Origin of the sequence: Streptomyces incanus, assembly GCF_042656345.1 — a bacterium.
GTDB classification, from domain to species: domain Bacteria; phylum Actinomycetota; class Actinomycetes; order Streptomycetales; family Streptomycetaceae; genus Streptomyces; species Streptomyces incanus.
In genome coordinates this window covers 19,354-45,753 of record NZ_JBHSPC010000166.1, presented here as the reverse complement: position 1 = coordinate 45,753, position 26,400 = coordinate 19,354, and the positions used below count along the sequence as shown (strand labels likewise).

Annotated in this window: 26 protein-coding genes, 1 tRNA gene, 2 pseudogenes and 1 riboswitch; of the genes and pseudogenes, 17 read left to right on the top strand and 12 right to left on the bottom strand. The window is 69.2% G+C overall.

Annotated elements, in window-relative coordinates:
- Positions 1 to 45: 45 nt before the first annotated feature.
- Together ACFP2V_RS37545 and ACFP2V_RS37540 are read right to left on the bottom strand one after the other, a co-directional pair.
- The gene (locus ACFP2V_RS37545; protein WP_381220852.1) at positions 46 to 1,293 is read right to left on the bottom strand and encodes a PTS transporter subunit EIIC; all 1,248 of its coding nucleotides are present in this window, start codon (positions 1,291 to 1,293) and stop codon (positions 46 to 48) included.
- A gap of 293 nt (positions 1,294 to 1,586) precedes the next feature.
- Positions 1,587 to 2,197: pseudogene (locus ACFP2V_RS37540) on the bottom strand (hypothetical protein); the annotation flags it as partial.
- A gap of 190 nt (positions 2,198 to 2,387) precedes the next feature.
- On the opposite strand from ACFP2V_RS37540, the gene ACFP2V_RS37535 reads away from it, so the two are divergent.
- The 4 genes from ACFP2V_RS37535 (at position 2,388) to rdgB (ending at position 4,700) form a co-directional block, all read left to right on the top strand.
- A complete protein-coding gene (locus ACFP2V_RS37535) occupies positions 2,388 to 2,621 on the top strand; it encodes a PTS sugar transporter subunit IIB (RefSeq protein WP_381220849.1) in 234 nt (77 codons plus the stop codon).
- A 140-nt stretch (positions 2,622 to 2,761) separates the two neighbouring features.
- Positions 2,762 to 3,499, top strand: coding sequence for a ribonuclease PH (gene rph / locus ACFP2V_RS37530; RefSeq protein WP_381220846.1), 738 nt, complete (start codon positions 2,762 to 2,764; stop codon positions 3,497 to 3,499).
- A 139-nt stretch (positions 3,500 to 3,638) separates the two neighbouring features.
- Entirely contained in the window at positions 3,639 to 4,037 is a 399-nt protein-coding gene (locus tag ACFP2V_RS37525; protein WP_381220843.1) for a hypothetical protein, read from the top strand.
- Between the two features lie 60 nt (positions 4,038 to 4,097).
- Positions 4,098 to 4,700, top strand: a complete 603-nt coding sequence (gene rdgB / locus ACFP2V_RS37520; RefSeq protein WP_381220840.1) for an RdgB/HAM1 family non-canonical purine NTP pyrophosphatase — start codon at positions 4,098 to 4,100, stop codon at positions 4,698 to 4,700.
- Between the two features lie 45 nt (positions 4,701 to 4,745).
- On the opposite strand, the gene ACFP2V_RS37515 is transcribed toward rdgB, so the two are convergent.
- The 4 genes from ACFP2V_RS37515 to bcp all read right to left on the bottom strand — a co-directional run bounded on the left by ACFP2V_RS37515 (position 4,746) and on the right by bcp (position 6,754).
- A tRNA-Leu gene (locus tag ACFP2V_RS37515) sits at positions 4,746 to 4,831 on the bottom strand.
- Positions 4,832 to 4,843: 12 nt separating this feature from the next.
- Positions 4,844 to 5,512 carry an HNH endonuclease gene (locus ACFP2V_RS37510; RefSeq protein ID WP_381220838.1) on the bottom strand — a complete coding sequence of 223 codons (669 nt, stop codon included), beginning with the start codon at positions 5,510 to 5,512 and terminating at the stop codon, positions 4,844 to 4,846.
- Complete coding sequence (locus ACFP2V_RS37505; protein WP_381220973.1) at positions 5,512 to 6,153, bottom strand: HNH endonuclease signature motif containing protein; 642 nt, start codon at positions 6,151 to 6,153, stop codon at positions 5,512 to 5,514. The genes ACFP2V_RS37510 and ACFP2V_RS37505 overlap by 1 nt, the downstream gene beginning before the upstream one ends.
- A 133-nt stretch (positions 6,154 to 6,286) precedes the next feature.
- Positions 6,287 to 6,754 carry a thioredoxin-dependent thiol peroxidase gene (bcp, locus tag ACFP2V_RS37500; protein WP_381220836.1) on the bottom strand — a complete coding sequence of 156 codons (468 nt, stop codon included), beginning with the start codon at positions 6,752 to 6,754 and terminating at the stop codon, positions 6,287 to 6,289.
- Positions 6,755 to 6,907: 153 nt separating this feature from the next.
- Here bcp and ACFP2V_RS37495 point away from each other — a divergent pair, with 153 nt between their 5' ends.
- From ACFP2V_RS37495 to ACFP2V_RS37485, 3 genes are all read left to right on the top strand, one after another.
- Positions 6,908 to 7,237, top strand: coding sequence for a DUF3618 domain-containing protein (locus ACFP2V_RS37495; protein ID WP_381220970.1), 330 nt, complete (start codon positions 6,908 to 6,910; stop codon positions 7,235 to 7,237).
- A gap of 55 nt (positions 7,238 to 7,292) precedes the next feature.
- On the top strand, positions 7,293 to 7,649 hold the full coding sequence (locus ACFP2V_RS37490; protein ID WP_381220833.1) for a GroES family chaperonin: 357 nt from the start codon (positions 7,293 to 7,295) through the stop codon (positions 7,647 to 7,649).
- 108 nt (positions 7,650 to 7,757) lie between these two features.
- Positions 7,758 to 7,817, top strand: a riboswitch (guanidine-III (ykkC-III) riboswitch).
- A 57-nt stretch (positions 7,818 to 7,874) separates the two neighbouring features.
- Positions 7,875 to 8,195 carry a DMT family transporter gene (locus tag ACFP2V_RS37485; protein WP_381220831.1) on the top strand — a complete coding sequence of 107 codons (321 nt, stop codon included), beginning with the start codon at positions 7,875 to 7,877 and terminating at the stop codon, positions 8,193 to 8,195.
- Between the two features lie 62 nt (positions 8,196 to 8,257).
- Here the strand turns inward: ACFP2V_RS37485 and ACFP2V_RS37480 are convergent, their stop codons facing one another.
- Positions 8,258 to 10,585 carry a transglycosylase domain-containing protein gene (locus ACFP2V_RS37480; RefSeq protein ID WP_381220828.1) on the bottom strand — a complete coding sequence of 776 codons (2,328 nt, stop codon included), beginning with the start codon at positions 10,583 to 10,585 and terminating at the stop codon, positions 8,258 to 8,260.
- Positions 10,586 to 10,968: 383 nt separating this feature from the next.
- Between ACFP2V_RS37480 and ACFP2V_RS37475 the strand changes: the two genes are divergently transcribed.
- The 4 genes and pseudogenes from ACFP2V_RS37475 (at position 10,969) to ACFP2V_RS37460 (ending at position 14,749) form a co-directional block, all read left to right on the top strand.
- On the top strand, positions 10,969 to 11,775 hold the full coding sequence (locus tag ACFP2V_RS37475; protein WP_381220824.1) for an ABC transporter permease: 807 nt from the start codon (positions 10,969 to 10,971) through the stop codon (positions 11,773 to 11,775).
- Between the two features lie 133 nt (positions 11,776 to 11,908).
- On the top strand, positions 11,909 to 12,700 hold the full coding sequence (locus ACFP2V_RS37470; RefSeq protein ID WP_381220822.1) for an ABC transporter permease: 792 nt from the start codon (positions 11,909 to 11,911) through the stop codon (positions 12,698 to 12,700).
- Between the two features lie 83 nt (positions 12,701 to 12,783).
- A pseudogene (locus tag ACFP2V_RS37465) lies at positions 12,784 to 13,737 on the top strand (ABC transporter ATP-binding protein); the annotation flags it as partial.
- Between the two features lie 160 nt (positions 13,738 to 13,897).
- The gene (locus ACFP2V_RS37460) at positions 13,898 to 14,749 is read left to right on the top strand and encodes a DUF1707 SHOCT-like domain-containing protein (protein ID WP_381220819.1); all 852 of its coding nucleotides are present in this window, start codon (positions 13,898 to 13,900) and stop codon (positions 14,747 to 14,749) included.
- Positions 14,750 to 14,823: 74 nt separating this feature from the next.
- Here ACFP2V_RS37460 and ACFP2V_RS37455 read toward each other — a convergent pair whose 3' ends face one another.
- On the bottom strand, positions 14,824 to 16,209 hold the full coding sequence (locus tag ACFP2V_RS37455; protein ID WP_381220816.1) for an SGNH/GDSL hydrolase family protein: 1,386 nt from the start codon (positions 16,207 to 16,209) through the stop codon (positions 14,824 to 14,826).
- A 423-nt stretch (positions 16,210 to 16,632) separates the two neighbouring features.
- Here ACFP2V_RS37455 and ACFP2V_RS37450 point away from each other — a divergent pair, with 423 nt between their 5' ends.
- Positions 16,633 to 18,090, top strand: coding sequence for a DUF445 domain-containing protein (locus ACFP2V_RS37450; RefSeq protein WP_381220813.1), 1,458 nt, complete (start codon positions 16,633 to 16,635; stop codon positions 18,088 to 18,090).
- A gap of 103 nt (positions 18,091 to 18,193) precedes the next feature.
- Positions 18,194 to 19,687, top strand: coding sequence for an MFS transporter (locus tag ACFP2V_RS37445; RefSeq protein ID WP_381220810.1), 1,494 nt, complete (start codon positions 18,194 to 18,196; stop codon positions 19,685 to 19,687).
- 22 nt (positions 19,688 to 19,709) lie between these two features.
- Here the strand turns inward: ACFP2V_RS37445 and ACFP2V_RS37440 are convergent, their stop codons facing one another.
- From ACFP2V_RS37440 to ACFP2V_RS37430, 3 genes are all read right to left on the bottom strand, one after another.
- On the bottom strand, positions 19,710 to 20,009 hold the full coding sequence (locus tag ACFP2V_RS37440; protein ID WP_381220808.1) for a hypothetical protein: 300 nt from the start codon (positions 20,007 to 20,009) through the stop codon (positions 19,710 to 19,712).
- Between the two features lie 260 nt (positions 20,010 to 20,269).
- A complete protein-coding gene (locus ACFP2V_RS37435; RefSeq protein WP_381220806.1) occupies positions 20,270 to 20,500 on the bottom strand; it encodes a hypothetical protein in 231 nt (76 codons plus the stop codon).
- A gap of 360 nt (positions 20,501 to 20,860) precedes the next feature.
- Positions 20,861 to 21,196 (bottom strand): hypothetical protein, encoded by a 336-nt coding sequence (locus ACFP2V_RS37430; RefSeq protein ID WP_381220803.1) that lies wholly within the window; start codon positions 21,194 to 21,196, stop codon positions 20,861 to 20,863.
- A gap of 249 nt (positions 21,197 to 21,445) precedes the next feature.
- Here ACFP2V_RS37430 and ACFP2V_RS37425 point away from each other — a divergent pair, with 249 nt between their 5' ends.
- Positions 21,446 to 21,715: a hypothetical protein gene (locus ACFP2V_RS37425; RefSeq protein WP_381220800.1), complete on the top strand. Its 270-nt coding sequence runs from the start codon at positions 21,446 to 21,448 to the stop codon at positions 21,713 to 21,715.
- 31 nt (positions 21,716 to 21,746) lie between these two features.
- Here ACFP2V_RS37425 and ACFP2V_RS37420 read toward each other — a convergent pair whose 3' ends face one another.
- On the bottom strand, positions 21,747 to 22,424 hold the full coding sequence (locus ACFP2V_RS37420) for a GAP family protein (RefSeq protein ID WP_381220797.1): 678 nt from the start codon (positions 22,422 to 22,424) through the stop codon (positions 21,747 to 21,749).
- A gap of 598 nt (positions 22,425 to 23,022) precedes the next feature.
- Between ACFP2V_RS37420 and ACFP2V_RS37415 the strand changes: the two genes are divergently transcribed.
- The 3 genes from ACFP2V_RS37415 (at position 23,023) to ACFP2V_RS37405 (ending at position 26,281) form a co-directional block, all read left to right on the top strand.
- A complete protein-coding gene (locus ACFP2V_RS37415) occupies positions 23,023 to 23,613 on the top strand; it encodes a hypothetical protein (protein WP_381220794.1) in 591 nt (196 codons plus the stop codon).
- Between the two features lie 117 nt (positions 23,614 to 23,730).
- The gene (locus ACFP2V_RS37410) at positions 23,731 to 25,083 is read left to right on the top strand and encodes a Dyp-type peroxidase (protein WP_381220791.1); all 1,353 of its coding nucleotides are present in this window, start codon (positions 23,731 to 23,733) and stop codon (positions 25,081 to 25,083) included.
- Between the two features lie 58 nt (positions 25,084 to 25,141).
- The gene (locus ACFP2V_RS37405) at positions 25,142 to 26,281 is read left to right on the top strand and encodes a catalase family protein (protein WP_381220788.1); all 1,140 of its coding nucleotides are present in this window, start codon (positions 25,142 to 25,144) and stop codon (positions 26,279 to 26,281) included.
- Positions 26,282 to 26,400: the final 119 nt, after the last annotated feature.

Genomic DNA, 26,400 nt, shown 5'->3' with positions numbered 1-26,400 from the left:
TCCGGGGCCTCGGTCACGCTGTCGCCGTGGGACGACGAGGACCGCTCACGCCTTGGTGGTGTCCTCGACCTCCTCCTCGGGCTCGCGGCCCGGGGTCGGCAGGTTGAACTTGACGATGGCGAAGCGGAAGAGCGCGTAGTAGACCGCCGCGAACACCAGACCGATGGGGATGATCAGCCATGGCCTGGTCGCCAGGTTCCAGTTGAGCCCGTAGTCGATGGCGCCCGCCGAGAAGGTGAAGCCCGCGTGCACCCCGAGCGCCCAGGTGATCGCCATGGACAGGGCGGTGAGCAACGCGTGGATCACGTACAGCGCCGGGGCGATGAACATGAACGCGAACTCGATGGGCTCGGTCACACCGGTCACGAAGGAGGTCAGCGCGAGGGAGACCATCATGCCCATCACGGCCTTGCGGCGCTCCGGGCGGGCGGCGTGCGCGATGGCGATCGCGGCGGCCGGCAGACCGAACATCATGATCGGGAAGAAGCCCGACATGAACATTCCCGCGTCCGGGTCGCCCGCGAAGAAGCGGTTCAGGTCGCCGTGCACGATCTCGCCCGCGGCGTTGGTGAAGTCACCGATCTGGAACCAGGAGACGGTGTTCACGAACTGGTGCATGCCGATCGGGATCAGCGCGCGGTTGATCAGGCCGAACAGACCCGCGCCGACCGCGCCGAGCCCGGTGATCCACTCACCGACCGTCGAGATGCCGTCACCGATCGGCTCCCAGACCAGGCCGAAGAAGACACCCATCGCGGTGCCGACGAACGCCATGATGATCGGCACGAGCCGGCGGCCGTTGAAGAAGCCGAGCCAGTCCACCAGCTTCTTGCGGTGGTAGCGCTGCCAGAGCATCGCTGCCAGCAGACCCATCAGGATGCCGCCGAGCACACCGGGGTTGTTGTAGGTCGCGGCTATGTCGGCGCCGTCCTGGACCTTCGCCTCGGTGACGGGGAACGCCTTCAGGACGTTGCTGTAGACCAGGAAGCCGACCAGGGCGGCGAGCGCGGTGGAGCCGTCCGCCTTCTTGGCGAAGCCGATGGCCACACCGACGCAGAACAGCAGCGGCAGGTTGTCGAAGATCGCGCCACCGGCCGTGGCGAACACCGCCGTGACCTTGTCGGGCAGGTGCAGCTTCTCCTGGACGTCGGTCTGGCCGAACCGCAACAGGATGCCCGCCGCCGGCAGCACGGCGATCGGGAGCTGGAGACTGCGACCCACCTTTTGCAGGCCCTGGAACAGGCCGGATCCCCGCTTCTTCGCGGGAGCCGCCGAGGCGGTGGCGGTGCTCATACTTCCTCCATCGTGGTGGTCTACACCACTCAGTGGTGTAGACCTGTTCTAGCATGGTGAAGGCCGTATAAGGAACCCTCGGATTCCGCAACCGAAGCGCTACGCTCCGTACCCGTCCCGAGTTCGTCCGCCACCGTTCCCCCGGGCGCACCGAAAGGCCCCCGGACCCACGGTCCGAGGGCTTGAACGACCGGTTCCAGAGTAGGAGACGACGCCCGCAAACGCGACGCCCGCAGGGCCGCTCCCACGGACGGCGCCCCCGCGGGCAGGCCTTGGTGTCCTCCTCTTCCGGCTTCCGGCTTCCGGCCCGGAGTCAACAGATCGAACTTCGTGACCGCGAACCGGAAGATCACGTAGTGCGCCACCGCGAAGCACGGCCCGATCGGGATGATCGCCCACGGCCTCGTCGCCAGGCTCCAGTTGATGACGTAGCCGATCAGCCCCGCCGAGAAGCCGAACCCGTCATGCACCCCCAGCCCTCAGGTCACCGCCATCGACACACCCGTCAGCACCGCGCGCGCCGCGTGCACCGCGTACAACGCCGGCGCGACGAACGGGAACGAGTACTCGATCGGCGGCCGGATCCACAGACACAGGGCGGCGAACACGAGCGCCGCGAACGCCATGATGATCGGGACGAGCCGCCGACCGTTGCCGGCCGTTGAAGAAGCCCGGCCGGTCCACCGGCTTCGTCCGGCGGAACCGCCGCCAGAAGTACGCCGCCGTCAGCCCGATGACGATGCCGCCGAACACCCCCGGATTCCAGCACTCGAAAACCGTCACCGTCCCGTCCGTCAGCCGACAGCCGGCAGCCGACGTCCGGAACCGCCTTGGAACCCTCCGGGCGGTCCTGCGGGAACTGACGCGGCACCGTGCGGTGGACGAGAAACCCGACCACCGCCGCCGGGACTCCGCGCACTCATCCGTCCCCTCACCCAGAGGGTTTGGCGACGGTCCCCCCTGTGGTGTAGACCAGTTCGAGACGGTTCCGCTGTCGTGACGCCACCCTTCGGCACAGACGGCACAACCGCTCGCACAATTGGGCCAACTGTGGGTTACTGCGACAAAAGCGGTTCGGATCAGGGAGAGCGAACATGGCCACCAAGGCTGAGAAGATCGTTGCCGGGCTCGGCGGTATCGACAACATCGAAGAGATCGAAGGCTGCATCACCCGCCTCCGCACCGAAGTCGTCGACCCCGCCAAGGTCGACGACGCCGCACTGAAGTCCGCCGGCGCCCACGGCGTCGTCAAGATGGGCACCGCCATCCAGGTCGTCATCGGCACCGACGCCGACCCCCTCGCAGCCGAGATCGAAGACATGATGTGACAGCCGAAATCTCCGGAATCCACGAAATGTCCGGAGAACCCTGACACCGGGAACTCCCGGCATCCGAGGGCCCCTTCCCAACGGCGACGCACCCGCCGCACGGGAAGGGGCCCCTCCCGTATACGACTAGGCTCGACACCATGTCTCGAATCGACGGCCGCACCCCCGAACAACTCCGCCCGGTCACCATCGAACGCGGCTGGAGCAAGCACGCCGAAGGCTCCGTCCTCGTCTCCTTCGGCGACACCAAAGTCCTCTGCACCGCCTCCGTCACCGAAGGCGTCCCCCGCTGGCGCAAGGGCAGCGGCGAGGGCTGGGTGACCGCCGAATACTCGATGCTCCCCCGCGCCACCAACACACGCGGCGACCGCGAATCCGTCCGGGGCCGCATCGGCGGACGCACCCACGAGATCAGCCGCCTCATCGGCCGGTCCCTGCGCGCCGTCATCGACTACAAGCAACTCGGCGAGAACACCATCGTCCTCGACTGCGACGTCCTCCAGGCCGACGGCGGCACCCGCACCGCCGCCATCACCGGCGCCTACGTCGCCCTCGCCGACGCCATCAACTGGTCCAGGGACAACAAGCTCATCCGCGCCAGCCGCCAGCCCCTCACCGGCACCGTCAGCGCCGTCTCCGTCGGCATCGTCGACGGCGTCCCCCTCCTCGACCTCTGTTACGAGGAGGACGTCCGCGCCGACACCGACATGAACGTCATCTGCACCGGCGACGGCCGCTTCGTCGAAGTCCAGGGCACCGCCGAGGCCCAGCCCTTCGACCGGACCGAACTGAACGCCCTCCTCGACCTCGCCCTCACCGGCTGCGTCGAACTGACTACCGTGCAGCGCACCGCACTTGATAGCGTCCTCGAAAGGTAAAGGACGTACCAAAGGACGTGGCCGACGCGGGCAACCGCGCCGGCCACCCCCGCGTCCGTAGGGGTGCGGGCGTACGGATCGACTCCGGACACCCGGTCAGCCACGAGGGCCACCCGGCCCCACAGGGAGGGACCGTTCCATGGCCGAGAGCCGCCGACGCCGCACCACAGCCGTCGCCGCCACACTGGCGGCTGTCGCCCTCACCGCCGCCCTCACCACCGGCTGCAGCGCCGTCGACAAGGCACTCGACTGCGTCCGGACCGCCGACGCCATCGCCGACAGCATCACCGAACTCCAGCAGGCCGCCGAGAACGCCTCCAACGACGCCACCCAGCTCGAGGAGTCCCTCGACTCCATCGACCAGAACCTCGGCGAAATCGGCGACCGGACCGACAACGCCGACGTCGGCAAGGCCGTCGACGACCTGGACAAGGCCGTCGGCACCGTCCGCACCTCCGTCGAGAACGGCGACACCACCCCCGACCTCAGCGCGGTCACCGACGCGGCCGGCGAACTGACCAAGGTCTGCACCCCGTAGCACACGGCAGAAGCCGGTGGCGGGGTGGGGCAGGGGAACGGGGCCCGGAATACTGGCCCCATGACCCGCCTGATCCTCGCCACCCGCAACGCCGGAAAGATCACCGAACTGCGGTCGATCCTCGCCGAAGCCGGACTGCCCCACGAACTCGTCGGCGCCGACGCCTACCCCGACGTCCCCGACGTCAAGGAGACCGGCACCACCTTCGCCGAGAACGCCCTCCTCAAGGCCCACGCCCTCGCCCGCGCCACCGGCCACCCCGCCGTCGCCGACGACTCCGGCCTCTGCGTCGACGTCCTCGGCGGCGCCCCCGGCATCTTCTCCGCCCGCTGGGCCGGCCGCCACGGCGACGACAAGGCCAACCTCGACCTGCTCCTCGCCCAGCTCTCCGACATCGCCGACACCCACCGCGGCGCCCACTTCGCCTGCGCCGCCGCCCTGGCCCTCCCCGACGGCACGGAACGCGTCGTCGAAGGCCAACTGAGGGGCACCCTGCGCCACACCCCGGCCGGCACCGGCGGCTTCGGCTACGACCCGATCCTCCAGCCGGAGGGTGAGACCCGCACGTGCGCGGAGCTGTCCGCGGCGGAGAAGAACGCCATCAGCCACCGGGGGAAGGCGTTCCGGGCGCTGGTACCGGCGGTGCGGGAGTTGCTGGGCTGAGCAACGGCAGAGGGGCCACCCCTCTCGGGGTGGCCCCTCTGTTTGTGCGGCCGGTGGGATTCGAACCCACACGGGCTTTCGCCCAAGGGCACCTAAAACCCTCGCGTGCTACCTGATTTCGCCACGGCCGCATCGCCGCCATGCTACCGGTCGACGGCCACTTGCCTATCCCGACCTCCTCGGCACCAGGTATCTGTGGATGCGTGGCAGTTGGGGCAGAGCAGCCGCAGATTCTCCCGTCGGTCGTCGCTCCAGTCCCCGTCGATGTGATCGATTTCCAGAGTCATCGGCTTGCCGAGCCAATCGGGACCCGTACCGCATTCGGCGCACTCATTGGGCACGCCGACTTCGCAGAGTGCCCGGCGCAGGAGCGCGGTCTTCGTCCGACGTTTACCGGCGTGCTTGACCAGGATGTCGTCAGGCCGCCTGAGCGGGTTCACTGTGCTGAGCTTGCCGCGCTGATGAGCCTGTCCCAGAAAGTGCGCCATTGAGATGTTCTCCTCGGTGACCCACTGACGCAGGAGGGTGCGCTGCGTACCGCTGTCAGGACGCCCCAGCCGACGAAGTGCCGCAGCGATCGAAACGGATTCGGCGACTGCCGTACGCAGCTCTTCGGCGGTGGGTTGGAAAATCCTGACAGAAGGCCTGAAGTGCGAGATATCGATCCCGAAGTGAGCAAACCGCCTTGTGAGGTGTTTGCGAAGGTGACCGTACGGCTGGGTGCCGAAAAAGGCGATCACCTCATCGAGGTTGGAGTACTGCGCCGCAGCCTCTGCCAGCCGATCACGGGTGTACCGCACGCCACTGCTCATCAGCTCGCACGTCCCTTGCCACGTCCTCGGTAATTGTCCGTCGTCGAGTGGCAGTTGGGGCAGAGGAGCCGCAGGTTATCGATGAGGTTGTCACGCCAGTTGCCGTCCGCGTGGTCGACCTCCAAGGGGAGCGGGCGGCCCCGCCAGAGGCTTCCGGTACCGCAGAGGGCGCACCGCTCCGGTACGCCCAGGGTGGTCATTGCCCACTTGAGCCGGTCGCTCGGGATACGCCGGGCATGAGCGGGTGGCTGCTCAACGAGCAGCCTCTCCGGCGTCCGCGGGCGCCAGGGTTTACCCCTCCGGGTCGGCATCTGGAAGTGCGAGATGTCGATGCCGTACGCCTTGATCCGACGGCTGATGTGAGTGTGATGTCCGCCGACCACCTCCAAACCGAGATGCCGCAACACCTCGCACATGTTCGTCGAGGCCGAGACTGCCTTCTGGAGGACATCCCGGGTCCACTTCACCCCCTCACGTTGGAAGTGCGCCGTGTCGACACCGAGTTTCTTCATCCGCCCCAGCACGTACCGCCGCGTCGGACTCCTCGGGTCCACCCCCAACCGCACCAACGCCTCCGATAGCGTCCGTGCCCCCTGGGCCGCCTCCTCCAGCCGTTCCTTCGTGTACGCACTGGTCCCCATCGGATCCCCTCCGTTCCTGGCCACCCGTTCGTGGCCTCGTACGGAGTAACGAACCGTTTATCGGACGGTCACGCGTGGTGCGCGGAACGGTCCGCACCGGGTTGCCGGTGCGGGCCGTTCGCGAGGGGGCGGGTCAGACGCCCAGGTCCTTGATGATCTTGGCCACGTGGCCCGTCGCCTTGACGTTGTAGAGGGCGCGTTCGACCTTGCCCTCCTCGTCGACGACGATCGTGGAGCGGATCACGCCGACGACCGTCTTGCCGTACAGCTTCTTCTCGCCGAACGCGCCGTACGCCTCCAGGACCCGCTTGTCGGGGTCGGCGAGGAGGGTGACCTTCAGGGACTCCTTCTCGCGGAACTTGGCGAGCTTCTCCGGCTTGTCCGGGGAGATGCCGATGACGTCGTAGCCCGCGCCGGTCAGCAGCTCGAGGTTGTCGGTGAAGTCGCAGGCCTGCTTGGTGCAGCCGGGGGTGAGCGCCGCCGGGTAGAAGTAGACGATGACCTTGCGGCCCTTGTGGTCGGCCAGGGACACCTCGTTGCCGTCGGCGTCGGGCAGGGTGAAGGCGGGGGCCGTGGCTCCGGGCTCGAGGCGTTCGCTCATCGGTCTGGTCTCCTCGTACGTACACGCTGGGTGGATCGGGTGCCGGGATCGAGGGTATCCGGGTGCCCTGACAGTGCGGTGCGGCGCGAAGCTGACAGACTGTCCGGCACAGGTACGGCTTTTATGGTTTCAGCGGATTTCGGAGGCGACACGGTGGCGGACACGGCGGACACCAGAACCCCGGCGCAGATCGAGGCGGACATCAAGCGCCGTCGCGCGGTGCTGGCCGAGACCCTGGACGAGATCGGTGCGCGGGTGCATCCGAAGACGATCGTCGGGGACGCGAAGGCCAGGGTCGCCTCCAACGTCGATCACACGCTCGGCAGGGCGTACGTCGGTGTCAATCGTGTGGTGAGCGACGTCAAGGCGCAGTTCGTGGACCTGAACGGTGCGCCGCGGCTGGAGCGGGTCGTGCCGGCGGCGGTCTTGGTGGTGGGTGTGGTGGGGCTGCTGGCCCTGGGGTCGCGCCGGCGCAGGCGTTGAGCCGTACCCGGACCCGATCGCGTACGGCCGTGGCCGAGGCAGGTAGGTTTCAGGTGTGAGCGCCAAGAAGAACGAGCACGACCCCCGGCACGACAAGCTGCCCATCCGGATGCTGCACGACCGCGTACTGGTGCGGCAGGACGCGAGTGAGGGCGAGCGGCGGTCCGGGGGCGGCATCCTGATTCCCGCGACGGCGGCGGTCGGCCGCCGGCTGGCCTGGGCCGAGGTCGTCGCGGTGGGACAGAACGTCCGGACGGTGGAGCCGGGTGACCGGGTGCTGTACGACCCGGAGGACCGTGCGGAGGTCGAGGTGCGGGGCACCGCGTACGTGCTGATGCGGGAGCGTGATCTGCACGCCGTGGCCGCGGACCGGTTCGAGGGGTCGGAGGACTCGACGGGCCTGTACCTGTAAATCCGTGGGTCCGTGGGTCGTCGGAGCACGGCCGTTGTCGGGGCGGAAGGGGTTGGTGACCATGGTCACCAACCCCTTCCGGCTGTCCTGGCCAGGGCTTTAGGGTGGGAGGACCCACTGGGCCCCGACGAGACGCGCCGTACCGGGGTGAGGCAAAGACGACGCACTCCCGTTTCGATTCGACGATTCGTTGATTCGTCGACGTGTGTCCCGGAGGTGCCTGTCGTGGCGTGGGTTCTGTTGATCGTTGCCGGTCTGCTCGAGGTCGGCTGGGCGATCGGGATGAAGTACACCGAGGGGTTCACCCGGCTGGTTCCCAGCGTGCTCACCGGTGCCGGCATCGTGGCGAGCATGGTGTTGCTGTCGTACGCGGCGAAGACGCTGCCGATCGGTACGGCGTACGGCGTGTGGGTGGGGATCGGTGCCGCCGGGGCGGCGGTGCTGGGCATGGCGGTGCTGGGGGAGCCGGTGACCGCGGCCCGGATCTTCTTCGTGTGCCTGTTGGTGGTCGCCGTGGTGGGGCTGAAGGCGACGTCGGGGCAATGAGGGGCGGAGCGCTGAGCGCTGAGCGCTCAGCATGGGGAGCGGTCGCTTTCTGCGCGGCGCGGTCACTCCCCGCGGGGGCGTGGGAGGAAGCCGGTGAGGCCGCCGCGGCTGCCTGTGTCGGGGTTCTCGCCGTCCGTCGCGCCGGTTTCCCCGGTTCCGCCGCTGTCCGCGTCGCCCGTGGTGCCGCCGCCGGTGGTTCCGTCCGTGGTGTCGCCGGTCGTGGTGTCGCCGCCGGTGCCTTCGTTCGTCCCGCCTTCGGTGCGGTCCTCGCCGGTGCCGGGGCCCGGGCCCGGGCCCGGATTCAGGTTCGTGTTCTCGTCCGGTCCGGGGGTGGTGGGTGTGCGGTCGCCCGGGTTGGTCGCGGTGGGGCTGGAACTGGTATCGGCGGTCGGCGGCGCGGTCCGCTCGGCGTCCGCCTGCGGTTCGAGGTCGAAGTCGCTGACGGGTTCGCCCGCCAGTGCCTCCCGGGTGAACTGGGCCCAGATCGCGGCGGGGGCGCCGCCGCCGTTGACGCGGGGCAGGCCCATCGCGCCGTACAGCTTCTCCTGTGCGGCGGTGACCGGGTTCTGGCCCATGACCGCGACGACGGTGGCCAGTTCGGGGGTGTAGCCGGCGAACCAGGCGGCCTTGTCCTCCTCCGCGGTGCCGGTCTTGCCGGCGGCGGGGCGGCCCGCACCCAGGGCGGCGGTCGCGGTGCCGTTCTGGACGACGCCGCGCAGGACGGCGGTGGTGGTGTCGGCGGCTTCGCGGCTGACCGCCTGGCGGGTCCTGCGCTCGGGCAGCGGCACCGTTTCCTTCCCGTTCTTGGTGATCTTCTCGATCAGGACGGGGTCGCCGTGCACGCCGTGGTTGGCGAGGGTCGCGTACGCCTCGGCCATGTCCAGGGCGCTGGCGGTGGCCACGCCGAGGGCGATGGAGGGGGACGGGGTCAGTTCGGGTGTGGTGGAGGGGATGCCGAGGTCGATGGCGGTCTGCTGGACCTTGTCGGAGCCGATGTCGACCGCCAATTGGGCGTAGACGGCGTTGACGGATTTGTCGGTGGCCTCGCGGACGGTGATGTTGCCGTAGGAGTGGTCGTCCTCGTTGGCCGGTTCGTAGCGGCCGCCGGACCAGCCCTGTACGGGGCGCTTGTTGGTGCCGTCGTAGACGGTGTTCGGGGTGATGGGGTGGCCGTCCTGGGTGCTGGACCTGTTCTCGACGGCGGCGGTGAAGACGAACGGCTTGAAGATGGAGCCGACCTGGTAATCCCTGCGGGTGGCGTTGGGGGTGTACTGCTTGACGTAGTCGATGCCGTTGTACATCGCGCGGATCTTGCCGGTCTTCGGCTCGACGGCGGCGCCGCCCGCGCGGACGTACGTGTCGACCTTGCGCTCCTTCTGGTCGAGATGGTCGATCAGGTTGTCGTTGACGGCGTCGACGAAGGCGTCCTGCTTGTTTTTCTGCAGGGTCGTGGTGATGCGGTAGCCGCCCGTGTCGAGTTGCTCCTCGGTCACGATCTTGTTCTGGATGAGGTGGTCCTTCACGATCCGCACGATGTAGCCGCGCTGGCCGGACATGCCGGTGGAGTGGGTGTCCTCCTTGGGCGCGGGGAACTTCAGGCCGGCGCGCTCCGTCCGGCTCAGCCAGCCCTGGTCGACCATGCCGTCCAGGACGTAGTTCCAGCGGGACTCGGCTGCGGGGCGGTTCTCCGGGTGGGCGACGACGTCGTACTGGCTGGGGGCGTTGACCAGGGCGGCGAGGTAGGCGGCGCGGCCGGCGTCGAGATCCTGTGCGTCCATGCCGTAGTAGGCCTGGGCGGCGGCCTGGATGCCGTAGGCGTTGCGGCCGAAGTAGCTGGTGTTGAGGTAGCCCTCGAGGATCTTGTCCTTGCTCTGTTCGCGGTCCAGCTTGATCGCGATGAAGAACTCCTTCACCTTGCGGGTGACGGTCTGCTCCTGTTGGAGGTAGTAGTTCTTCACGTACTGCTGGGTGATGGTGGAGCCGGACTGCTTGCCCTTGCCGGTGGCGGTCTTCCAGGCGGCGCGGAGCATCGCCGGGGGGTCGATGGCGGACTCGGTGTAGAAGTCGCGGTCCTCGGCGGCAAGGATGGCGTGCTGTGCCGCCGTGGAGATCCGGCCGAGACCGACGTTCTCCCGGTTGACCTCGCCGTCCCGGGCGATGGCGGAGCCGTCGGCGTACAGGTAGACGTTGGCCTGCTTGATCGCGAGGGCGTTGGCGGACGGGATGTGCACGAGCTGGTAGCCGAGGAAGAAACCGCCGATGAGCAGGAGTGCGCCGAGGAGGAAGGTGCTGAGCGCCATCCGCCAGGTGGGGACGATCCGGCGCCATCCGGTGCGCTTGCGCTTGCCCTGGCTGGGCTGCTGTGGCTGCGGCTGCGGCTCGTCGCTCATGTCGTGCACGGACTCCTGTTTCGCTTTTTTCCTGAGGGTACGGCTATTTCGGCAATTACTGCCGTTACGGCCGGTTCGGCTGTTACGGCCGGTTCGGCTGTTACAGCCGGTTCGGCTGTTACGGCTGGTTCAGCCGGTACACGTGATACGTGCTTGTACGGATCGTGCGTCCCCCTTGGAGAAGACTGTCGCATCCGGCGGTTCGTTCCCGTCGGCGGCGCGTGTCGGCCCGCCGTACGGCTTCTCACCCGTATGGCTCTCGGGTAACCGGAAAATGCCTGGCAGGGCATCGGCTGCCGGTACTAGGTTCGTGCGCTTGGGCGTGGGCGAGGACGCTGGGCGTGGGCGAGGACGCTGGGCGAGGCGAGGACCGGAGGCGGGTTGTGGGGGGAGGCTCGGCCCGGTTGTACGGGGCGGTCGCGGTGGGCGGCTTCCGGCGGTACGCGACGTACCGGGCGGCGACGGCGGCCGGGGTGTTCACCAACACCGTCTTCGGCCTGATCCTCGTGTACACGTATCTGGCGCTGTGGAACGAGCGGCCGGACCTCGGGGGGTACGGGCAGGCGCAGGCGGTCACCTACGTGTGGCTGGGGCAGGCGCTGTACGCGACGCTGGCCATTCAGGGCGGCGGCTTCGAGGTCGAGCTGATGGAGCGGATCCGTACGGGTGCCATCGCGATCGATCTGTACCGGCCCGCCGACCTGCAGGGGTGGTGGCTGGCGCAGGATCTGGGCCGGTCGGTGTTCCAGTTGCTGGGGCGGGGCGTGATCCCCTTCCTGTTCGGGGTGACGGTCTTCCCGGTGGCGCTGCCGGACGATCCGCTGACCTGGGCAGCCTTCCTGACGACGGTGCTGCTCGCGATGGTGGTCAGTTACGCGATCCGCTATCTGGTGGCGCTGAGCGCGTTCTGGCTGCTGGACGGTACGGGGGCGATGCAGATGCTGATGATCGTGGGGATGCTCTGCTCGGGCATGGTGCTGCCGCTGAACGTGTTCCCGGGCGTGTTCGGTGAGGTCGTACGGATGCTGCCCTGGGCGGCGCTGCTCCAGGGGCCGGCCGACGTCCTGCTGGGGGAGACGAGCGCGCTGCGGGTCTTCGCGCTCCAGGGGGCCTGGGCGGTGGCGCTGCTGGCGGCGGGGCGGCTGCTGCAGTCGGCGGCGACGCGGCGGGTGGTGGTCCAGGGTGGCTGAGGGCGGAGGGCGGTCCGGCGTGGCAGAGGACGGCGGGCGGGCCGGGACGGCCGAGGACGGCGGGCGGGCCGGTGAGGGGGCCGATGGGAGGTCCGATGGGAGGTTCGGCGGGAGGTTCGGGCCGGCGCAGGGGGTGCGCGCGTACGGGCTGATCGCGGGGATGTGGATCCGTTCGACCATGGTGTACCGGACGTCGTTCGTACTGACGACCGTCGGCGGGGTCGTGGTGACCGGCCTTGACTTCGTCGGCATCGCGCTGATGTTCTCGCACGTTGACGTGCTGGCCGGCCATGCCCTGGCCGAGGTGGCCTTCCTGTACGGCCTGTCCATCGTGTCGTTCGGCATCGCGGATCTGGCGCTGGGCTCGATGGACCGGCTGGGGCGCCGGGTGCGTGACGGCACGCTCGACACGCTGCTGGTGCGGCCGGTACCGGTGCTCGCGCAGATCGCCGCGGACCGCTTCGCCCTGCGCCGCGTCGGGCGCCTGGTGCAGGGGCTGCTGGTCCTCGGCTGGGCCGTCGCCTCGCTCGACATCGTCTGGACGGTGCCGAAGCTGCTGCTGATGCCGGTGACGGTGGTCAGCGGCGCGGCGATCTTCTGCGCGGTGTTCGTGGGGGGTGCGGCCTTCCAGTTCGTCGCGCAGGACGCGTCCGAGGTGCAGAACGCGTTCACCTACGGCGGTCAGACGATGCTGCAGTATCCGCCGGTGGTGTTCGCGCAGGAACTGGTGCGCGGGGTGACGTTCGTGCTGCCGCTCGCCTTCGTCAACTGGGTGCCCGCGTCCTACGTGCTGGGGCGGCCGTATCCGTTGGACCTGCCGCAATGGGTGGCGTTCATGGCGCCGCCGGTGGCGGCGGTGTGCTGCGCGCTGGCGGGGCTGGCGTGGCGGGCGGGGCTGCGTTCGTATCGGAGTACAGGGAGTTAGCCGTGGGCAACGACAGCACAAACGCGTATGACGAAGGTGATGGCAGCGGCGATGGCGACGGGGGCCGCGACGAGCGGGAGTTCATCCTTCTCGACCGGGTCGAGAAGGTCTTCGACGTGCGGAAGAAGAGCGGGTTCCTGAAGCGGGAGCGGCGGCGGGTGCGGGCCGTGGACTCGCTCTCGTTCTCCGTGGCACGCGGTGAGATGGTCGGCTACATCGGGCCGAACGGTGCGGGCAAGTCGACCACGATCAAGATGCTGACCGGGATTCTCACCCCCAGCGGTGGCCGGCTGCGGGTGGCCGGCATCGACCCCACCCGGGAGCGGATGCGGCTGGCGCACCGTATCGGGGTGGTGTTCGGGCAGCGGACGACGCTGTGGTGGGACCTGCCGCTGCTCGACTCGTACCGACTGATGCACCGCATGTACCGGATTCCCGACGCCCGTTATCGCGCGAACCTGGACCGGCTCGTCGAACTGCTCGACCTGGGCGACCTGTTGGACACGCCGGTACGACAGCTCTCCCTGGGGCAGCGGATGCGCGGCGACATCGCGGCGGCGCTGCTGCACGACCCGGAGGTGCTGTACCTGGACGAGCCGACCATCGGTCTGGACGTCATCTCCAAGACCAAGGTGCGGGACTTCCTGCGGGAGTTGAACGCCGAACGGGCCACGACGGTACTGCTGACCACGCACGACCTGCAGGACATCGAGCAGTTGTGCTCGCGGGTGATGGTCATCGACCACGGCCGCCTGATGTACGACGGTCCGCTCGCCGGCCTGCACCGGGCGGGGGAGAGCGAACGCACGCTGGTGGTGGACCTGGAACGGGAGGTGCCGCCCATCGACGCGCCGGCGCCCGCGCGGGTGGTGCGGGTGGAGGGACCGAGGCAGTGGCTGGCGTTCCCGGCGGCGGAGTCGGCGGCCCCGCTGGTGGCGCGGATCGCGGCGGAGTACCCGCTGGTGGACCTTTCGGTGCGGGAGCCGGACATCGAGACCGTGATCGCGAAGATGTACGCGGAGCGGGCGGGGCAGGCGGAACGGACGGGGCAGGCGGGGCAGGCGGATCAGAGGGAGGCCGCCGCCCGGGGCGTCTCGGCCGCCGGGGACTCGGAGGACTCCTCGAAGGGCCGGGACGAGGACGTCGGGCGGGTGGTCTCGTAGCCCTCGGTCGGGGGGACCTCGTAGGCTGCTGGGTATGACCGACGACGCAACCCCGGACCTCCGCGCCTCCGATGCCGACCGTGAGCGCGTCGCCGCCGTTCTGCGGGACGCCGTCGCCGAAGGGCGCCTGGACATGGAGGAGTTCGAGGAGCGGCTGGACGCGACGTACAAGGCGCGGACCTACCGGGAACTCGAGCCGATCACCCGTGACCTGCCCGCCCCCGGAGTGTCCGTCCCCGTCGTCTCCCTGACGAAGTCCCCCGAGCCGGGCGGCGATTGGGCGAGCCGGGTGGGCGTCGGCGCTGACGCGCCGTCGACCTGGGCCGTCGCCGTGATGTCGGGGTTCCAGCGCAAGGGCCGGTGGACGGCGCCGCGGAAGTTCAACTGCTTCGCCTTCTGGGGCGGCGGCGAGATCGATCTGCGCGAGGCGGACTTCGCGGACCGCGAGATCGCGATCAACGCGGTCGCGATCATGGGCGGGATCGAGGTCGTCGTCCCGCCGGGTGTCGAGGTCGTCGTCCGAGGCATCGGCGTCATGGGCGGCTTCGACCACAGTGAGGAGGGGGTGTCGGGCGAGCCGGGCGCCCCGCGCGTGATCGTCTCGGGCTTCGCCTTCTGGGGCGGCGTCGGCGTCAAGCGCAAGCTGCCCCGGGCGGAGAAGCAGCGGCTCCGCGAGGAGCGCCGCCGCGAGAAGCTGGAGCGCAAGGCGGACCGCCGCGGGGAGGTGGCGGGCGACGGTGTGGACCGCCGTGAGCTGGACGCCTCCTCGTCCGGTCATGCCTCCTTCGGCCACGGCGGCTTCGGCCACGGTTCCTTCGGCTTCGACTCCCCGCACGGTGGGCGGGCCGAGGAGCAGGGCGAACGCCGCCGCGACCGGGACCGCTGATCGGGACTGCTGACAGGGACCGCTGACCGGTCACCGGCAGGTCCCGCAGGGAGTGGGGCCGGCCCGGCCGCTCCCTACAATCGCGCCGGCGGTCCGCCCGACAGGTCGTCCAGGTCGAAGATCTCGGCCATCCGGGTGTACCCCCGGTCGCTCGGGTGCAGATGGTCGCCCGAGTCGTAGAGGGGGCGCAGCCGGCGCGGGTCGTACGGGTCGCGCAGTGCCCGGTCGAAGTCGACGACGGCGTCGAAGACGTGCCCCGCGCGGATCTCCGCGTTGATCCGCTGCCGTACCGCCTCGCGCGCGTCGGTGTATCCGCGGTGGCCGCCGAACGGCATCAGCGTCGCGCCGACGACCTTCAGCCCGCGGGCGTGGGCCCGGTCGACGAGGGTGTTCAGGCCGCCGACGACCGCGTCGGGGTCGGCGAGGTCCGGGTCGCGCAGGATGTCGTTGATGCCGAGGTCGACGACGAGGACCTTGACGTTCGTACGGCCGAGGACGTCACGGTCGAAGCGGTTCAGGGCGCTGGGGTTCTCCGGGGGGCGGCCGAGGCCGTCGGCGAGGACGCGGTTGCCGCTGATGCCCCCGTTGACGACGCTGTAACGCGGTACGTCCCGTCCTGCCGCGGCCGCTTCGCGCAGCCGGTCGGACAGGACGTCCGGCCAGCGGTTGTTGGCGCCGGCGGTGGAGGTGCTGCCGTCGGTGAGCGAGTCGCCGAGGGCGACGACGGTGCCCTCCGAGTCCCTGCTCAGCACGTCCAGTCCGGTCAGGTAGCGCCAGAAGGTGCTCTCCTCGGTGTACACGGCGCCGGTCGTGTCCTTGGTGTGCTCGCCGACGGCGGCGTACGAGGTCTGGCGTGCGTACGTGTGGCGGGTGACCGGTCCGGAGCCGGTGGGGGAGTACGTGGTGACCAGTACGTCTCCGTCGGGCGGGACGGCGATGTGTACGGCGTCGCTCGTCACCTGGTCCCCGGCCGGGACGACGACGGTGGTCTCGCCCCGGAAGGTGACCTGCCGCATGGTGTCGGCGAGTGCCGCCGCGCTGCCTCGACCTGCGGAGAGGGCGATCGAGGCGTGGCTGATGGTGAGCGGGGACTGTCCGTAGAGGTTGGACAGGGTGATCCGGGCGGCGGTGCCGCCGGCGCTGGTGTGCACGACGTTGCGCAGCGAGCGGTCCGCGAGGCCGGTCGTCCCGGTCCCGGGCTCGCCGCCGACCGGGGAGGTCGCCCAGGAGGAGACCCAGGTTCCGGTGGAGGCCGGTGCGGCCGGGTTCCGGCGCCCGTCGCGGCCGTCGGCGAGGGTGTCACGGTCCCTCGTGCCGTCGGCGTACCGGCCGGACGGTACCCCGGCCACCCCGACGTATATGGCCGCGGACACCGCCACGATCGCGGCGATCACCGCGGCGAGCAGGGCGCGGTACTTCGCGGTGGGCGCCCCCGAGCCCCCGTCACGTCCCCCGGTCATGCTGTTCTGTTCTCCTCGGACGGTCGGAGCCCGAGGCTCCGTACGGATGAGCCCATGATGCGTCATGGGCGGGCGGCGGTCCGACGGGACCCCACGGAGATCCCCATTGAGATCCCCACGGAGATCCCTCTGGCAGTCACCCGGCTCCGCCTCTGACTTCCCTCTGACTTCCCCCTGAGGTCCACCCTGGGCTCGCGTCGCGGATTGCCCTGATTTCCCCCTGGTTTCCCCCCTGGTCTCGTCCTGCGTTCCTCCTGATCTCCAGGCGGAATTCCCTCCGAAGTCCCTTGTCGGGGAGCTCATCGGGTCGCTGTCGGGTCGCTGTCGGGTCGCTCATTGGACAGACGCCGGGAACTCCTGTTCCGTTCCGGGAGTCGGTCAGGAAGGGACAATGTGTGAGGGATCACCGAACGGGCGGAGCGGATGAAGCAGGGCGGAACGGATGAACGGATCGAGCGGATGAGCGAGGCGGACGCCACGGGCACCGCGAACACGGGGAGCACGAGGGGCCCGGAGGGCTCCGAGGGCTCGGAAGCCATCGGGACCGCGGGGGGCCGGGACCGGGGCGGTGAAGACCGGCGTGCGCAGGCCCGCGCCGGTGGCGTCACACATCGCACGATGACGACGTTCAGTCCGGCGGACGAGGAGAAGCGGCGCGGAGTGCGCCAGATGAAGCTCATCGCCACCGGGCTGCTGCTGTTCGTCGCCGTGGTGTACGTCCTCGCCAAGGGGGCGTCCCACGCGGGCGCCGGAGCATGGGCGGGCTACGTCGCCGCGGCGGCGGAGGCGGGCATGGTCGGCGCGCTCGCCGACTGGTTCGCCGTGACCGCCCTGTTCCGCCACCCGCTGGGCCTGCGCATCCCGCACACCGCGATCATCCCCACCAAGAAGGACCAACTCGGCGTCTCCCTGGGCGAATTCGTCGGCGAGAACTTCCTCTCCGAGGACGTCGTCCGCGGGCGGCTGCGCTCCGTCGGCATCGGCAGCCGGCTCGGCGCCTGGCTGGCGGTGCCCGACAACGCCGACCGGGTCACCGCCGAGTTGTCGGCCGCCCTGCGCGGCGCGCTGACCGTCCTGCGCGACTCCGACGTCCAGGCGGTGGTCGGCGAGGCGATCACCCGCCGCGCGGACGCCCAGGAGATCGCGCCCGGCATGGGCAAGCTGCTGGAGCGGATCGTCACCGACGGCGGCCACAAGAAGGCCGTCGACGTCATCCTCACCCGTGCCCACGACTGGCTCGTGACGCACGGCGACTCCGTGATGGACGCCGTGCAGGGCGGCGCCCCCGGCTGGACCCCGCGGTTCGTGGACCGCAAGATCGGCGACCGCGTCTACAAGGAGCTGCTGCGCTTCGTCACCGAGATGCGCGACATGCCCGCCCACCCCGCGCGCGGCGCCCTCGACCGCTTCCTCACCGACTTCGCCTCCGACCTCCAGTCCGACACCGAGACCCGCGCCCGGATCGAACGCCTCAAGGGCGAGATCCTCGGCCGTGACGAGGTCCAGGACCTGATCGCCTCCGTCTGGACGGCTGTGCGGTCCATGATCGTCTCCGCGGCGGAGGACGAGCGCAGCGAGCTGCGGCTGCGCGTACGCGCCTCGCTGCTGTCGCTGGGCGCGCGCATGTCGGCCGACGCCAGGCTGCAGGGCAAGGTCGACGGCTGGCTGGAGAGCGCCGCGGTGTACGTCGTCACCACCTACCAGGGGGAGATCACCTCCCTGATCACGGACACCGTGGCGGGCTGGGACGCCGAGCACACGACGAAGAAGATCGAGGCCAACATCGGCCGCGACCTCCAGTTCATCCGCATCAACGGCACGGTGGTCGGCTCCCTCGCCGGGCTGCTGATCTACACGGTCTCCCGCATGCTGGGGGCGTAGGACCCGTCCGGCGGGCCCCGGCCTCCGGCGCTGCGGGCGTGTTCCTCCTGGCCCAGGGCACAAGGGAGGCATTCGCCCGACGGAGCTCGACGGAGAGGGAGCCATGACAGCAGAACCGTCGCCGGCCTCGGTGCCCGCCTCCACCGGAACCATCACCACGGCCGTCCCGGCCCGCCTGGACCGGCTGCCCTGGTCACGGTGGCACTGGATGATCGTGATCGGCCTGGGCACCGTCTGGATCCTGGACGGACTGGAAGTCACGATCGTCGGCAACGTCGCCGGCCGCATCGCCGAGGAAGGCAGCGGCCTGGACATCAGCTCCGCCCAGATCACGGGTCTCGCCGCTGCCCTGTATGTGGCGGGTGCGTGCTCCGGGGCCCTGTTCTTCGGCTGGCTGACCGACCGTTACGGTCGCAGGAAGCTGTTCATGGCGACGCTGATCGTCTATCTGGTGGCGACCGCGCTGACCGCCCTCTCCTTCGAGACCTGGTGGTTCTTCCTCTTCCGGTTCCTCACCGGCTTCGGCATCGGCGGCGAGTACGCGGCCATCAACTCCGCGATCGACGAGCTGATCCCGTCCCACTACCGGGGCCGGGTCGACCTCATCATCAACGGCAGCTACTGGCTCGGCGCGATCGGCGGCGCCCTGCTGTCCATCGTGATGCTGGACACCGACATCTTCCCCAAGGACCTCGGCTGGCGGCTCAGCTTCGGCCTCGGCGTCGTCCTCGGCCTGGTCGTCCTCCTGGTCCGCCGGCATGTCCCGGAGAGTCCACGCTGGCAGTTCATCCACGGCCAGGGCGAGAAGGCCGACGCGCTCGTCTCGTCCGTCGAACGGGAGATCGAGGAGGAGAAGGGGGAACCGCTGCCACCGCCGGCCGGTGAGATCACCATCCACCAGCGCAAGAGCATCGGCTTCGGCCTGATCGCCAAGACCGTCTTCGGCCGCTACCCGCGCCGCGCGGTCCTCGGCCTCTCCCTCTTCATCGGTCAGGCCTTCCTCTACAACGCCATCACCTTCGGCTTCGGCGCCATCCTCATCACCTTCTTCGACGTGCCGACCGGCAGCACCGGCTACTACTTCGCCGTCATCGCCGCGGGCAACTTCATGGGCCCGCTGCTCCTCGGCAAGCTCTTCGACACGGTCGGCCGCCGGATCATGATCTCGGGCACGTATCTGCTGTCGGGCATCCTGCTCTTCGGCACGGCCTGGCTCTTCGACCGCGGCTCGCTCACGGCCACGACCATGACCGCCTGCTGGTGCGTGGTGCTGTTCTTCGCGTCGGCGGGCGCCTCCAGCGCGTACCTGACCGTCTCCGAGATCTTCCCGATGGAGACCCGCGCCATGGCCATCGCCTTCTTCTACGCCCTCGGCACCGCCGCCGGCGGTATCAGCGGCCCGCTGATCTTCGCCGACCTGACCGCGTCCGGCGTGGTCGGCGACACGGCCCTGGCCTTCCGGATCGGCGCCGGGCTGATGTGCGCGGCGGGCATCGTGGCCGCCTTCCTCGCGGTGAACGCGGAACGCCGCTCCCTGGAGGACATCGCCACACCGCTCTCCGCCACGGAACCGAAGGCGGAGGGCGTGCGCGGGTGAGACGACCGGTCACCGCCGAGGGTCAACGCCAGTCGCCGGTCAGCCAGGCCAGGAGGCGGGGGTCGGGTGTCGCGTCGCACGACACGACACTCTCGGTGGAGATGATCTCCGCGGTGAAGGTCTGGGACAAGACGTAGAGACCCCGGCCGAAGTCCCTGGTGACGTCGCCGGGCTCCGCGATCGTCACCTCGGAAGCGGTCACCGGTTCGGGGGAGCCGCAGCCGACGTGGGGGAGGGGCTGGCCGAGATACCAGCCGCCGACGAACACGGCGTACAGGACGGCGGTGGCGCCTAAGCGGCGCGGGGTTATCCAGGTGGGCACGCGAGAAGCTTTCCACAGCCGGAAGACGGAGGAACAAGCGCAGACGTCGTCCTCACTCGCGCTCGCGGTATCGCACTGGACGAACACGAGATGCCGGCGACCCGTTCCTTGGGACAGGCCGGCCGTGCGACACCCGCTACCGCTCATGGATGTCACACATCCGCAGGGGGACGGTGTCCGGTGCGCCGGGCACCGTCCCGTGACCGGGCACAGCTCAGCCGGGATCACCCCGGCGAGACGCGTGATCGGCCGGACAGGTCTCAGCCGGACAGGTCTGAGCCGGTCCCGCGGTCCAGGACGCGGCGGGCCGCCTCGGCTTCTGCCGCCGCCGGGGACAGCTCGTCGAGGGAGTCGAGTTCGGTGTCCTCCTCCAGCTCCCGTTCCCAGGCTGCCGCGAGCTGTTCCTGTTCCTCGCGCGGTTTGGCGCTGATGGCTTTCCGGTGGTCCGGGTCCAAAGCCGTCAGGAATCGTCCGACCGGGTCCGTGGACATGCCGTGCTCCTTGTCACTGGGAAGAAGGCCGCTCCCAGCACCAGCATGGCCAGCCGGTCCGGAGACGGCGACCCGAGACGGCCTGCGACCTGACCACCCCCCCCGTGCCCCTCCGATCACCTGGAGGCCCTCGGAGGGGCACGGTCCCGGAACGACAGGTCCTTGCGCATCGACTCGCGTGCGGAACTGCCGGAGAAGATCGTCACGTCCGACGCGGAAGGGCGCTGAGGGTGGTCCTCCAAGCCGTCGGGCAGCGCGCGCCCGGGTACTACTGCCGCCGGTCGTGTGATGAACCCTGCCACTCCAGGACCGCCACCTCGCGCCCGAAGACGAGGGCGAGGTGGCGGTCGTCCGTGCTGGTCAGCGAGCCGACGGTGAGCGGGAGGCACAACGGCGGGCGATGTCCCTGCCGGTGGCGGCGTCACGGGCGCGAATGGTGTCCGAGCCGTGCACGGAGAACGAAATGGGGGAGCCGTCGAGTACGGCGGTGTCGACCGGCACCGGCTCGGCCGGGGTGATCGCCGCGGTGGTGGTCGGCCTCTCGTACGAGGGGGCGGGCTCGCCGATGGGGTGCCCGGTGGCAAGGCCCCGAACGTGGCGGATGTGGAGGGAGTGCGAGTTGTCGCAGTACTCGCCCCCGCTGTCGCTGACCAGGACGGGGCGGCCGGCGAGGCCGAGGGCCGTGGCGAGCCCCATGACCTGCTCGGTGTGTTCGCGGCGCGGGCGGTCCGGGGCATCGGGGCGAGCGGTGTACGTCTCGGGGCTCCAGAGCCTCAGTGAGCCTCTGCCAACCTGAAGTCTCAGGTCAAAGGGATGGTGTGTTCGGCTGTTGGGGTGCTCACGCTGGTCGTGGGCGGCTGTCTGAGGAGTAGATCGTCTGACGGGGGCCGGACGGCTCTCTGGTTTCTGCTCGCTATGTTCGACCGGCCTTCTACGATCCGGCGCATGGATCCCGAGCTGCTGGAACGGATCACCGCGGGGCGCGCGGAACTGGACGAACTCGAAGAACAGCTGGCCAAGCAGCCGGCGGAGGTGCGGGTCGAGCGGGACGGACTCGCCGTCGCCGGGCGTGTCCTTGAGCGGGTGAGCGAGCAGCTCGCCGACGAGCGCACCTCGGCCGCGTCGCCCGGGCAGGTGGGTGGACGGGCGGTGATGCTCAGCCCGCACCGCGCCGGTCGTGGGGGAGCCCATGCTCCCGCCGGCCTACGTCTGTGATCGGACCGCACCGCAACGTGTGGTGGCTCTGTCAGGAGGAGAGGATGGAGATGCCGTCTCCGAGCAGTTTCAGCCCGAGGACGAAGAACAGGACGGCCATCACAGCGACATTGTGCTGAGCTGCCCAGTCTTTCCAGTTTCCGAGCGTGGCCCTGGCCCGCTCTCCCCCGAAGAGGAAAACTCCGAGCGGGGCCAGCAGGCCGAGCGTGGCGATCACGACGAAGATCGCCAGTGATGCGATCTGCTGCCCGACCGGCAGTCCGGCCGAGCCGATGGCAGCGCCCGCGGCGATGGTCAGCGGGGCGTTCTTGGCGTTGAGCGCTGCCAAAGCCGTGCCGAGCCCGAAGACCTTGACCGGCGTGAGGCGGTCGATCGCGCCCATCCACTTCGGCAGTTTCGCCTGCGAGGGATCCCTGGGGCGCCGACGCCACTGCCGGGCACCGAAGAGGACGAGGAACACGCCGAGAGCGAGCTTGAGCGCTCCCACCCAGGTGGCCGGCTGCATGTGGGCGGAGGCACCTGCGGGGGAGGCGATCGCCAGCATCACCGCGCCCAGTGCCGATAGTCCGAGGATCCAGCCGACGGTGAAGAGGATTCCGTTGAGACGTCCCCGAGGCGTGGCGAGGATGAGGATGACGGCGATGATCGGAAGCGGGCTGACCGCGACGCCGGCCGCGAAACCCAGCACGTCACCGAGAACTGCGCCCATGGTTGCCTCCAGCTGGGGTCGGGGCGGTGATCCATTCGAGGAAAGGTCCAGCGGAGGCAGATGCCCCGGCCGTCCGGACGGCGCGACGGGTTCTTGTGCGATCGGTTGCGCCGCGGCTTCACGGCCACGCGGGAGTGGCTGACCGAGAAGGTGACGATCCCGTAGTCAGCACGCACGCCCCTGTCCTATCTTCCTGCGCCCGGCGCGGTCTGTCCTCGGGAGCTTCTTGGGACGCGAAGACGGTGGCATCGGCGTTCCTGATGGCGCCCCGCCCGGTGGTGTAGCCGATCAAGGCGCCGGAATCCGCAGGTCGGGGGCGGTCGCTCCGCCAGACCGGATGTTCAACTCGCCTCAGCAGGGCGCCTCGTGGACTGCCCCTTTCCGGAGATCGTCAGGGGCCTTGTACCGGAACCCGTAACGCTTGATCCCCTACACCACGACGCGGGACACGACCGCGTGCCGCACCCGTGTTGCCTTCCTCAGGGGCCAAGATGCGGGGCCGCGCATCCGTGGTGAGGATGGAGTGGTGAGGGCGATGGCGCCCCGTGCTCCGGCGTTTGGCGACCCTCACACCGATCCGTGGCAGGGGAGTCTCACGATGACTGCAACGGCACACGCAGCTCAATCGGCTCACCCCGAGCGTCCGGGCAGGTCGGATGGGGTCTGCAGCGAGTTCACTGTCTTCACCAAGATCAAGCCGGGCGAGGCTGATGCACTGCGTGAGGTTCTCGCCGCGCTCGCCGATGCGGCGGATGACGAGCAAGTTCATGCGGCGGTGCGCCAGATCGGCACCCTGCATGACGCACGGCACGTGATCTTCGACAACGACACCCGGTTCATGTTCGCCAGTGTCTTCGACGGCTCCTGGGACGCCTACATCGACGACTTCGCCAAGACGGTGGTCGGGGAACGCTTCGACAAGGTCTTCTCGCACAGCGAAGGGTTTCCCGGCATCACTGATCCGGGGGTGAAGGACTGGTTCGTCTCCCACCAGGCGCCCGCGGGCGTCTTCGTCAGCGCCTATCCCGATCTCACCGTTCAGCAGATCTACAAGGATCATCGCGTGGAAGAGGCGTTCGAGGAGGTGCTCGACACCCCTGAGTTCCGGGCGACGCTGGAGAACCCGGCCAACGCGGAGTTGGTGGCCACACCTGCCTTCCAGAAGCTGCTGGAAGAAGCCTCGGCCTAGAACCCGGACACAGCTACCCCTCAGAGCCGACCCCACTTCGGTGAACCGCGTCGGCGGGCGCGCACCAATCGCCTGCGGGGCTGCCCGGACAGGGACCGATGTGGAGGCACGAACATCATGAACACGGCAGACAGCGGCGGCTCCGCCAGTGTGCGCGTCGAGATCGAGGACGTCCAGAGCGGGGCGCTGCGCCCGCGGCCCGTCCCGTACGAGGGCAAGTACATCTTCCTGCGCGTCGACGACCGCCACGCCGGACGTGCCCTGCTGCGCCGGCTGCTCCCGGTGACCTCAGGAGGTCTGCCAAGTGCGGACCGAAGCGGGGACGCCTGGGTCGCTGTGGCTTTCACCTATCAGGGGCTGAAGGCCCTGGGGGTACCCCAGGAGTCGCTGGACAGCTTTCCGCAGGCGTTTCGTGAGGGCATGGCCGCTCGGGCGGAGCTGATCGGCGACGTGGGCGAGAGTGCGCCCTCCCACTGGGAAGCACCGTTCGGAACGGGCGATGTCCACATCGCGTTGAGTGCCCTCTCTTCCGACGCGACGCAGCTGGACAAGGAGCTGGCACGGGCCCGTGTCGCCTACGAGGACACGCCCGGTGTCCAGGTGATCTGGCAGCAGGAGGTCCGCCAGCTCCCGACCGGACGCACCACCTTCGGGTTCCGTGACGGCATCAGCCATCCGAACATCGAGGGGGTCGGACTGCCCGGCTCCAACCCGCAGGAGGCCCCCATCAAGGCCGGCGAGTTCATCCTCGGCTACCCCGACGAAACCGGCAGCCTGCCCCCCGTACCCAAACCCGATGTGCTGGGCCGCAACGGCACCTACGCGGCGGTTCGCAAGGTCCACACCAACGTGGCGGCCTGGCGCCGTTACCTGCGCGCGAACAGTTCCAGCGCCGAGGAGGAAGCCCTCCTGGCGGCGAAGATGGTCGGGCGCTGGCCCAGCGGGGCGCCCTTGGCGCTGACACCGGAGCACGACGACCCGGAGCTGGCAGCGGATCCGCACCGCGTCAACAACTTCCTGTACCGGGAGAACGACGACCGGGGATACCGGTGCCCCGCCGGTGCACACATCCGGCGCACCAACCCCCGCGACGCCACCATCATCGGCGACGCCCGGATGCACCGCCTCATCCGGCGCGGCACCACCTACGGCCCGCCTCTGCCCGAGGGCGTGCTGGAGGACGACAGTGCCGACCGCGGGCTGGTCGGAGTCTTCCTCGGAGCCCACCTTGAACGACAGTTTGAATTCATCAAGGCCGAATGGGTCAACGACGGCAACTTCATCGGCTACCCCGGCGAGAAAGACCCGGTAGCCGGGCATCACGGCGGAACCGGAAGCGTCACCATCCCGGAGAAGCCGATCCGGCGCCGCCTGCAGAACCTGCCCAGCTTCGTCGTCACCCGAGGCGGTGAGTACTGCTTCGTGCCGGGTCTGCGCGCCCTGCGCTGGCTCGCCGAACTGGAGGAATGAGGGACTACTCGTAGCCCCTGAAGTGCGGTCACGGTCTTCTGGAGGAGAGGTCGAAGTCATGGCAGCACGGTTCGTCCGCTACACACCGGACATCGAAGACGACGATCCGCACTTCGACAAGAACGTGCAGACCGTGATCGAAAAGACCGAGAACTACATCGCCGAGTCGGTCGAGGCCGGCGGCACCGGACGGGCTCTCCGCGACGCCCATGCCAAGGGCTACGGGCTGGTCCGCGGGGAAGTGGAGATCCTGGACGGGCTGCCCCCCGAGTACGCCCAGGGAATCTACGCGACGCCGGGAACACACGATGCGCTCATCCGCTTCTCCAACGGCTCGCCTCACGCCGGAGCCGACGCACGACTGGGCGCCGCCACCGGACTGGCGCTGAAGATGTTCGACATCCCTGGCCCAACGCTGCTGGAAGACGAACCGGACACAGGCACCTTCGACTACGCCAACATCAACGGACCGATCTTCTTCTGCAACACGGTCGAGCACTACCTGTTCATCCAGGAACTGTTCCTGAACGCGCCGGCCTACTTCTCCCAGGGACGACCCGGAGCACATCGCTTCTTCACCGAGTTCGTAACCGGAAAAGGAACCCTGGACCAGGACAACTGGGCGTGGGACGAGTTCCTGGCCTTTCTGCGCCTGTCAAAGACCCCTCCGGCGAACGTACTGCTGTCGAGCTACTGGACGATGGGCGCGGTCCGGCACGGGGACTACATCGCCAAGGTACGCATCATCCCCGACCCGTCCTCCGCCGCCGCAGTGATCCGACGCAACATCGACCCGGCCTCCGCGGCGGAGGTCTTCCGACCGGCCCTGGAGGCCGAGCTGCAGGAGCGGCCCTACGCCTTCGACCTCCAGGTCCAGCTCTGCACCGACCTGGAGCGGATGCCGGTGGAGGACACCACCGTCGAGTGGCCCGAGCAGCTCTCGCCGTCCGTCACCGTGGCGAAGCTACGGCTGCCGCGGCAGGACATCTCCGGCTCGGAGAACCTGGCGAAGATGGACTCACTGTCCTTCACGCCCTGGCGGGTCACCGCCGAACACAGGCCGCTGGGCAACATCATGCGTGCCCGCAAGGAGGTCTACCGGCAATCCTCCATCGAGCGCCACAAGCTCAACCAGCAACCTCGCACAGAGCCCCGCAGCGCCGACGAGGTGCTTGACCCGCCCCATGAGTCTCAGTGAGCCTCCGCCCAACTTGAAGACGCCGGTCACAGGTCTGGTGTGCCCGCAAACTCACCCCCGGCCAAAAGGACGCCAACGCGTCCTCGCCGTCGGACGCGCACCAGTCGAGCACGGCTTCG

Bases quoted from the DNA above. Each gene is read 5' to 3' on its own strand.
- ACFP2V_RS37545 (WP_381220852.1), bottom strand. From the start codon at position 1,293: ATGAGCACCGCCACCGCCTCGGCGGCTCCCGCGAAGAAGCGGGGATCC.
- ACFP2V_RS37535 (WP_381220849.1), top strand. From the start codon at position 2,388: ATGGCCACCAAGGCTGAGAAGATCGTTGCCGGGCTCGGCGGTATCGAC.
- rph (WP_381220846.1), top strand. From the start codon at position 2,762: ATGTCTCGAATCGACGGCCGCACCCCCGAACAACTCCGCCCGGTCACC.
- ACFP2V_RS37525 (WP_381220843.1), top strand. From the start codon at position 3,639: ATGGCCGAGAGCCGCCGACGCCGCACCACAGCCGTCGCCGCCACACTG.
- rdgB (WP_381220840.1), top strand. From the start codon at position 4,098: ATGACCCGCCTGATCCTCGCCACCCGCAACGCCGGAAAGATCACCGAA.
- ACFP2V_RS37510 (WP_381220838.1), bottom strand. From the start codon at position 5,512: ATGAGCAGTGGCGTGCGGTACACCCGTGATCGGCTGGCAGAGGCTGCG.
- ACFP2V_RS37505 (WP_381220973.1), bottom strand. From the start codon at position 6,153: ATGGGGACCAGTGCGTACACGAAGGAACGGCTGGAGGAGGCGGCCCAG.
- bcp (WP_381220836.1), bottom strand. From the start codon at position 6,754: ATGAGCGAACGCCTCGAGCCCGGAGCCACGGCCCCCGCCTTCACCCTG.
- ACFP2V_RS37480 (WP_381220828.1), bottom strand. From the start codon at position 10,585: ATGAGCGACGAGCCGCAGCCGCAGCCACAGCAGCCCAGCCAGGGCAAG.
- ACFP2V_RS37460 (WP_381220819.1), top strand. From the start codon at position 13,898: ATGACCGACGACGCAACCCCGGACCTCCGCGCCTCCGATGCCGACCGT.
- ACFP2V_RS37455 (WP_381220816.1), bottom strand. From the start codon at position 16,209: ATGACCGGGGGACGTGACGGGGGCTCGGGGGCGCCCACCGCGAAGTAC.
- ACFP2V_RS37450 (WP_381220813.1), top strand. From the start codon at position 16,633: ATGAAGCAGGGCGGAACGGATGAACGGATCGAGCGGATGAGCGAGGCG.
- ACFP2V_RS37445 (WP_381220810.1), top strand. From the start codon at position 18,194: ATGACAGCAGAACCGTCGCCGGCCTCGGTGCCCGCCTCCACCGGAACC.
- ACFP2V_RS37435 (WP_381220806.1), bottom strand. From the start codon at position 20,500: ATGTCCACGGACCCGGTCGGACGATTCCTGACGGCTTTGGACCCGGAC.
- ACFP2V_RS37430 (WP_381220803.1), bottom strand. From the start codon at position 21,196: ATGGGGCTCGCCACGGCCCTCGGCCTCGCCGGCCGCCCCGTCCTGGTC.
- ACFP2V_RS37425 (WP_381220800.1), top strand. From the start codon at position 21,446: ATGGATCCCGAGCTGCTGGAACGGATCACCGCGGGGCGCGCGGAACTG.
- ACFP2V_RS37420 (WP_381220797.1), bottom strand. From the start codon at position 22,424: ATGGGCGCAGTTCTCGGTGACGTGCTGGGTTTCGCGGCCGGCGTCGCG.
- ACFP2V_RS37415 (WP_381220794.1), top strand. From the start codon at position 23,023: ATGACTGCAACGGCACACGCAGCTCAATCGGCTCACCCCGAGCGTCCG.
- ACFP2V_RS37410 (WP_381220791.1), top strand. From the start codon at position 23,731: ATGAACACGGCAGACAGCGGCGGCTCCGCCAGTGTGCGCGTCGAGATC.
- ACFP2V_RS37405 (WP_381220788.1), top strand. From the start codon at position 25,142: ATGGCAGCACGGTTCGTCCGCTACACACCGGACATCGAAGACGACGAT.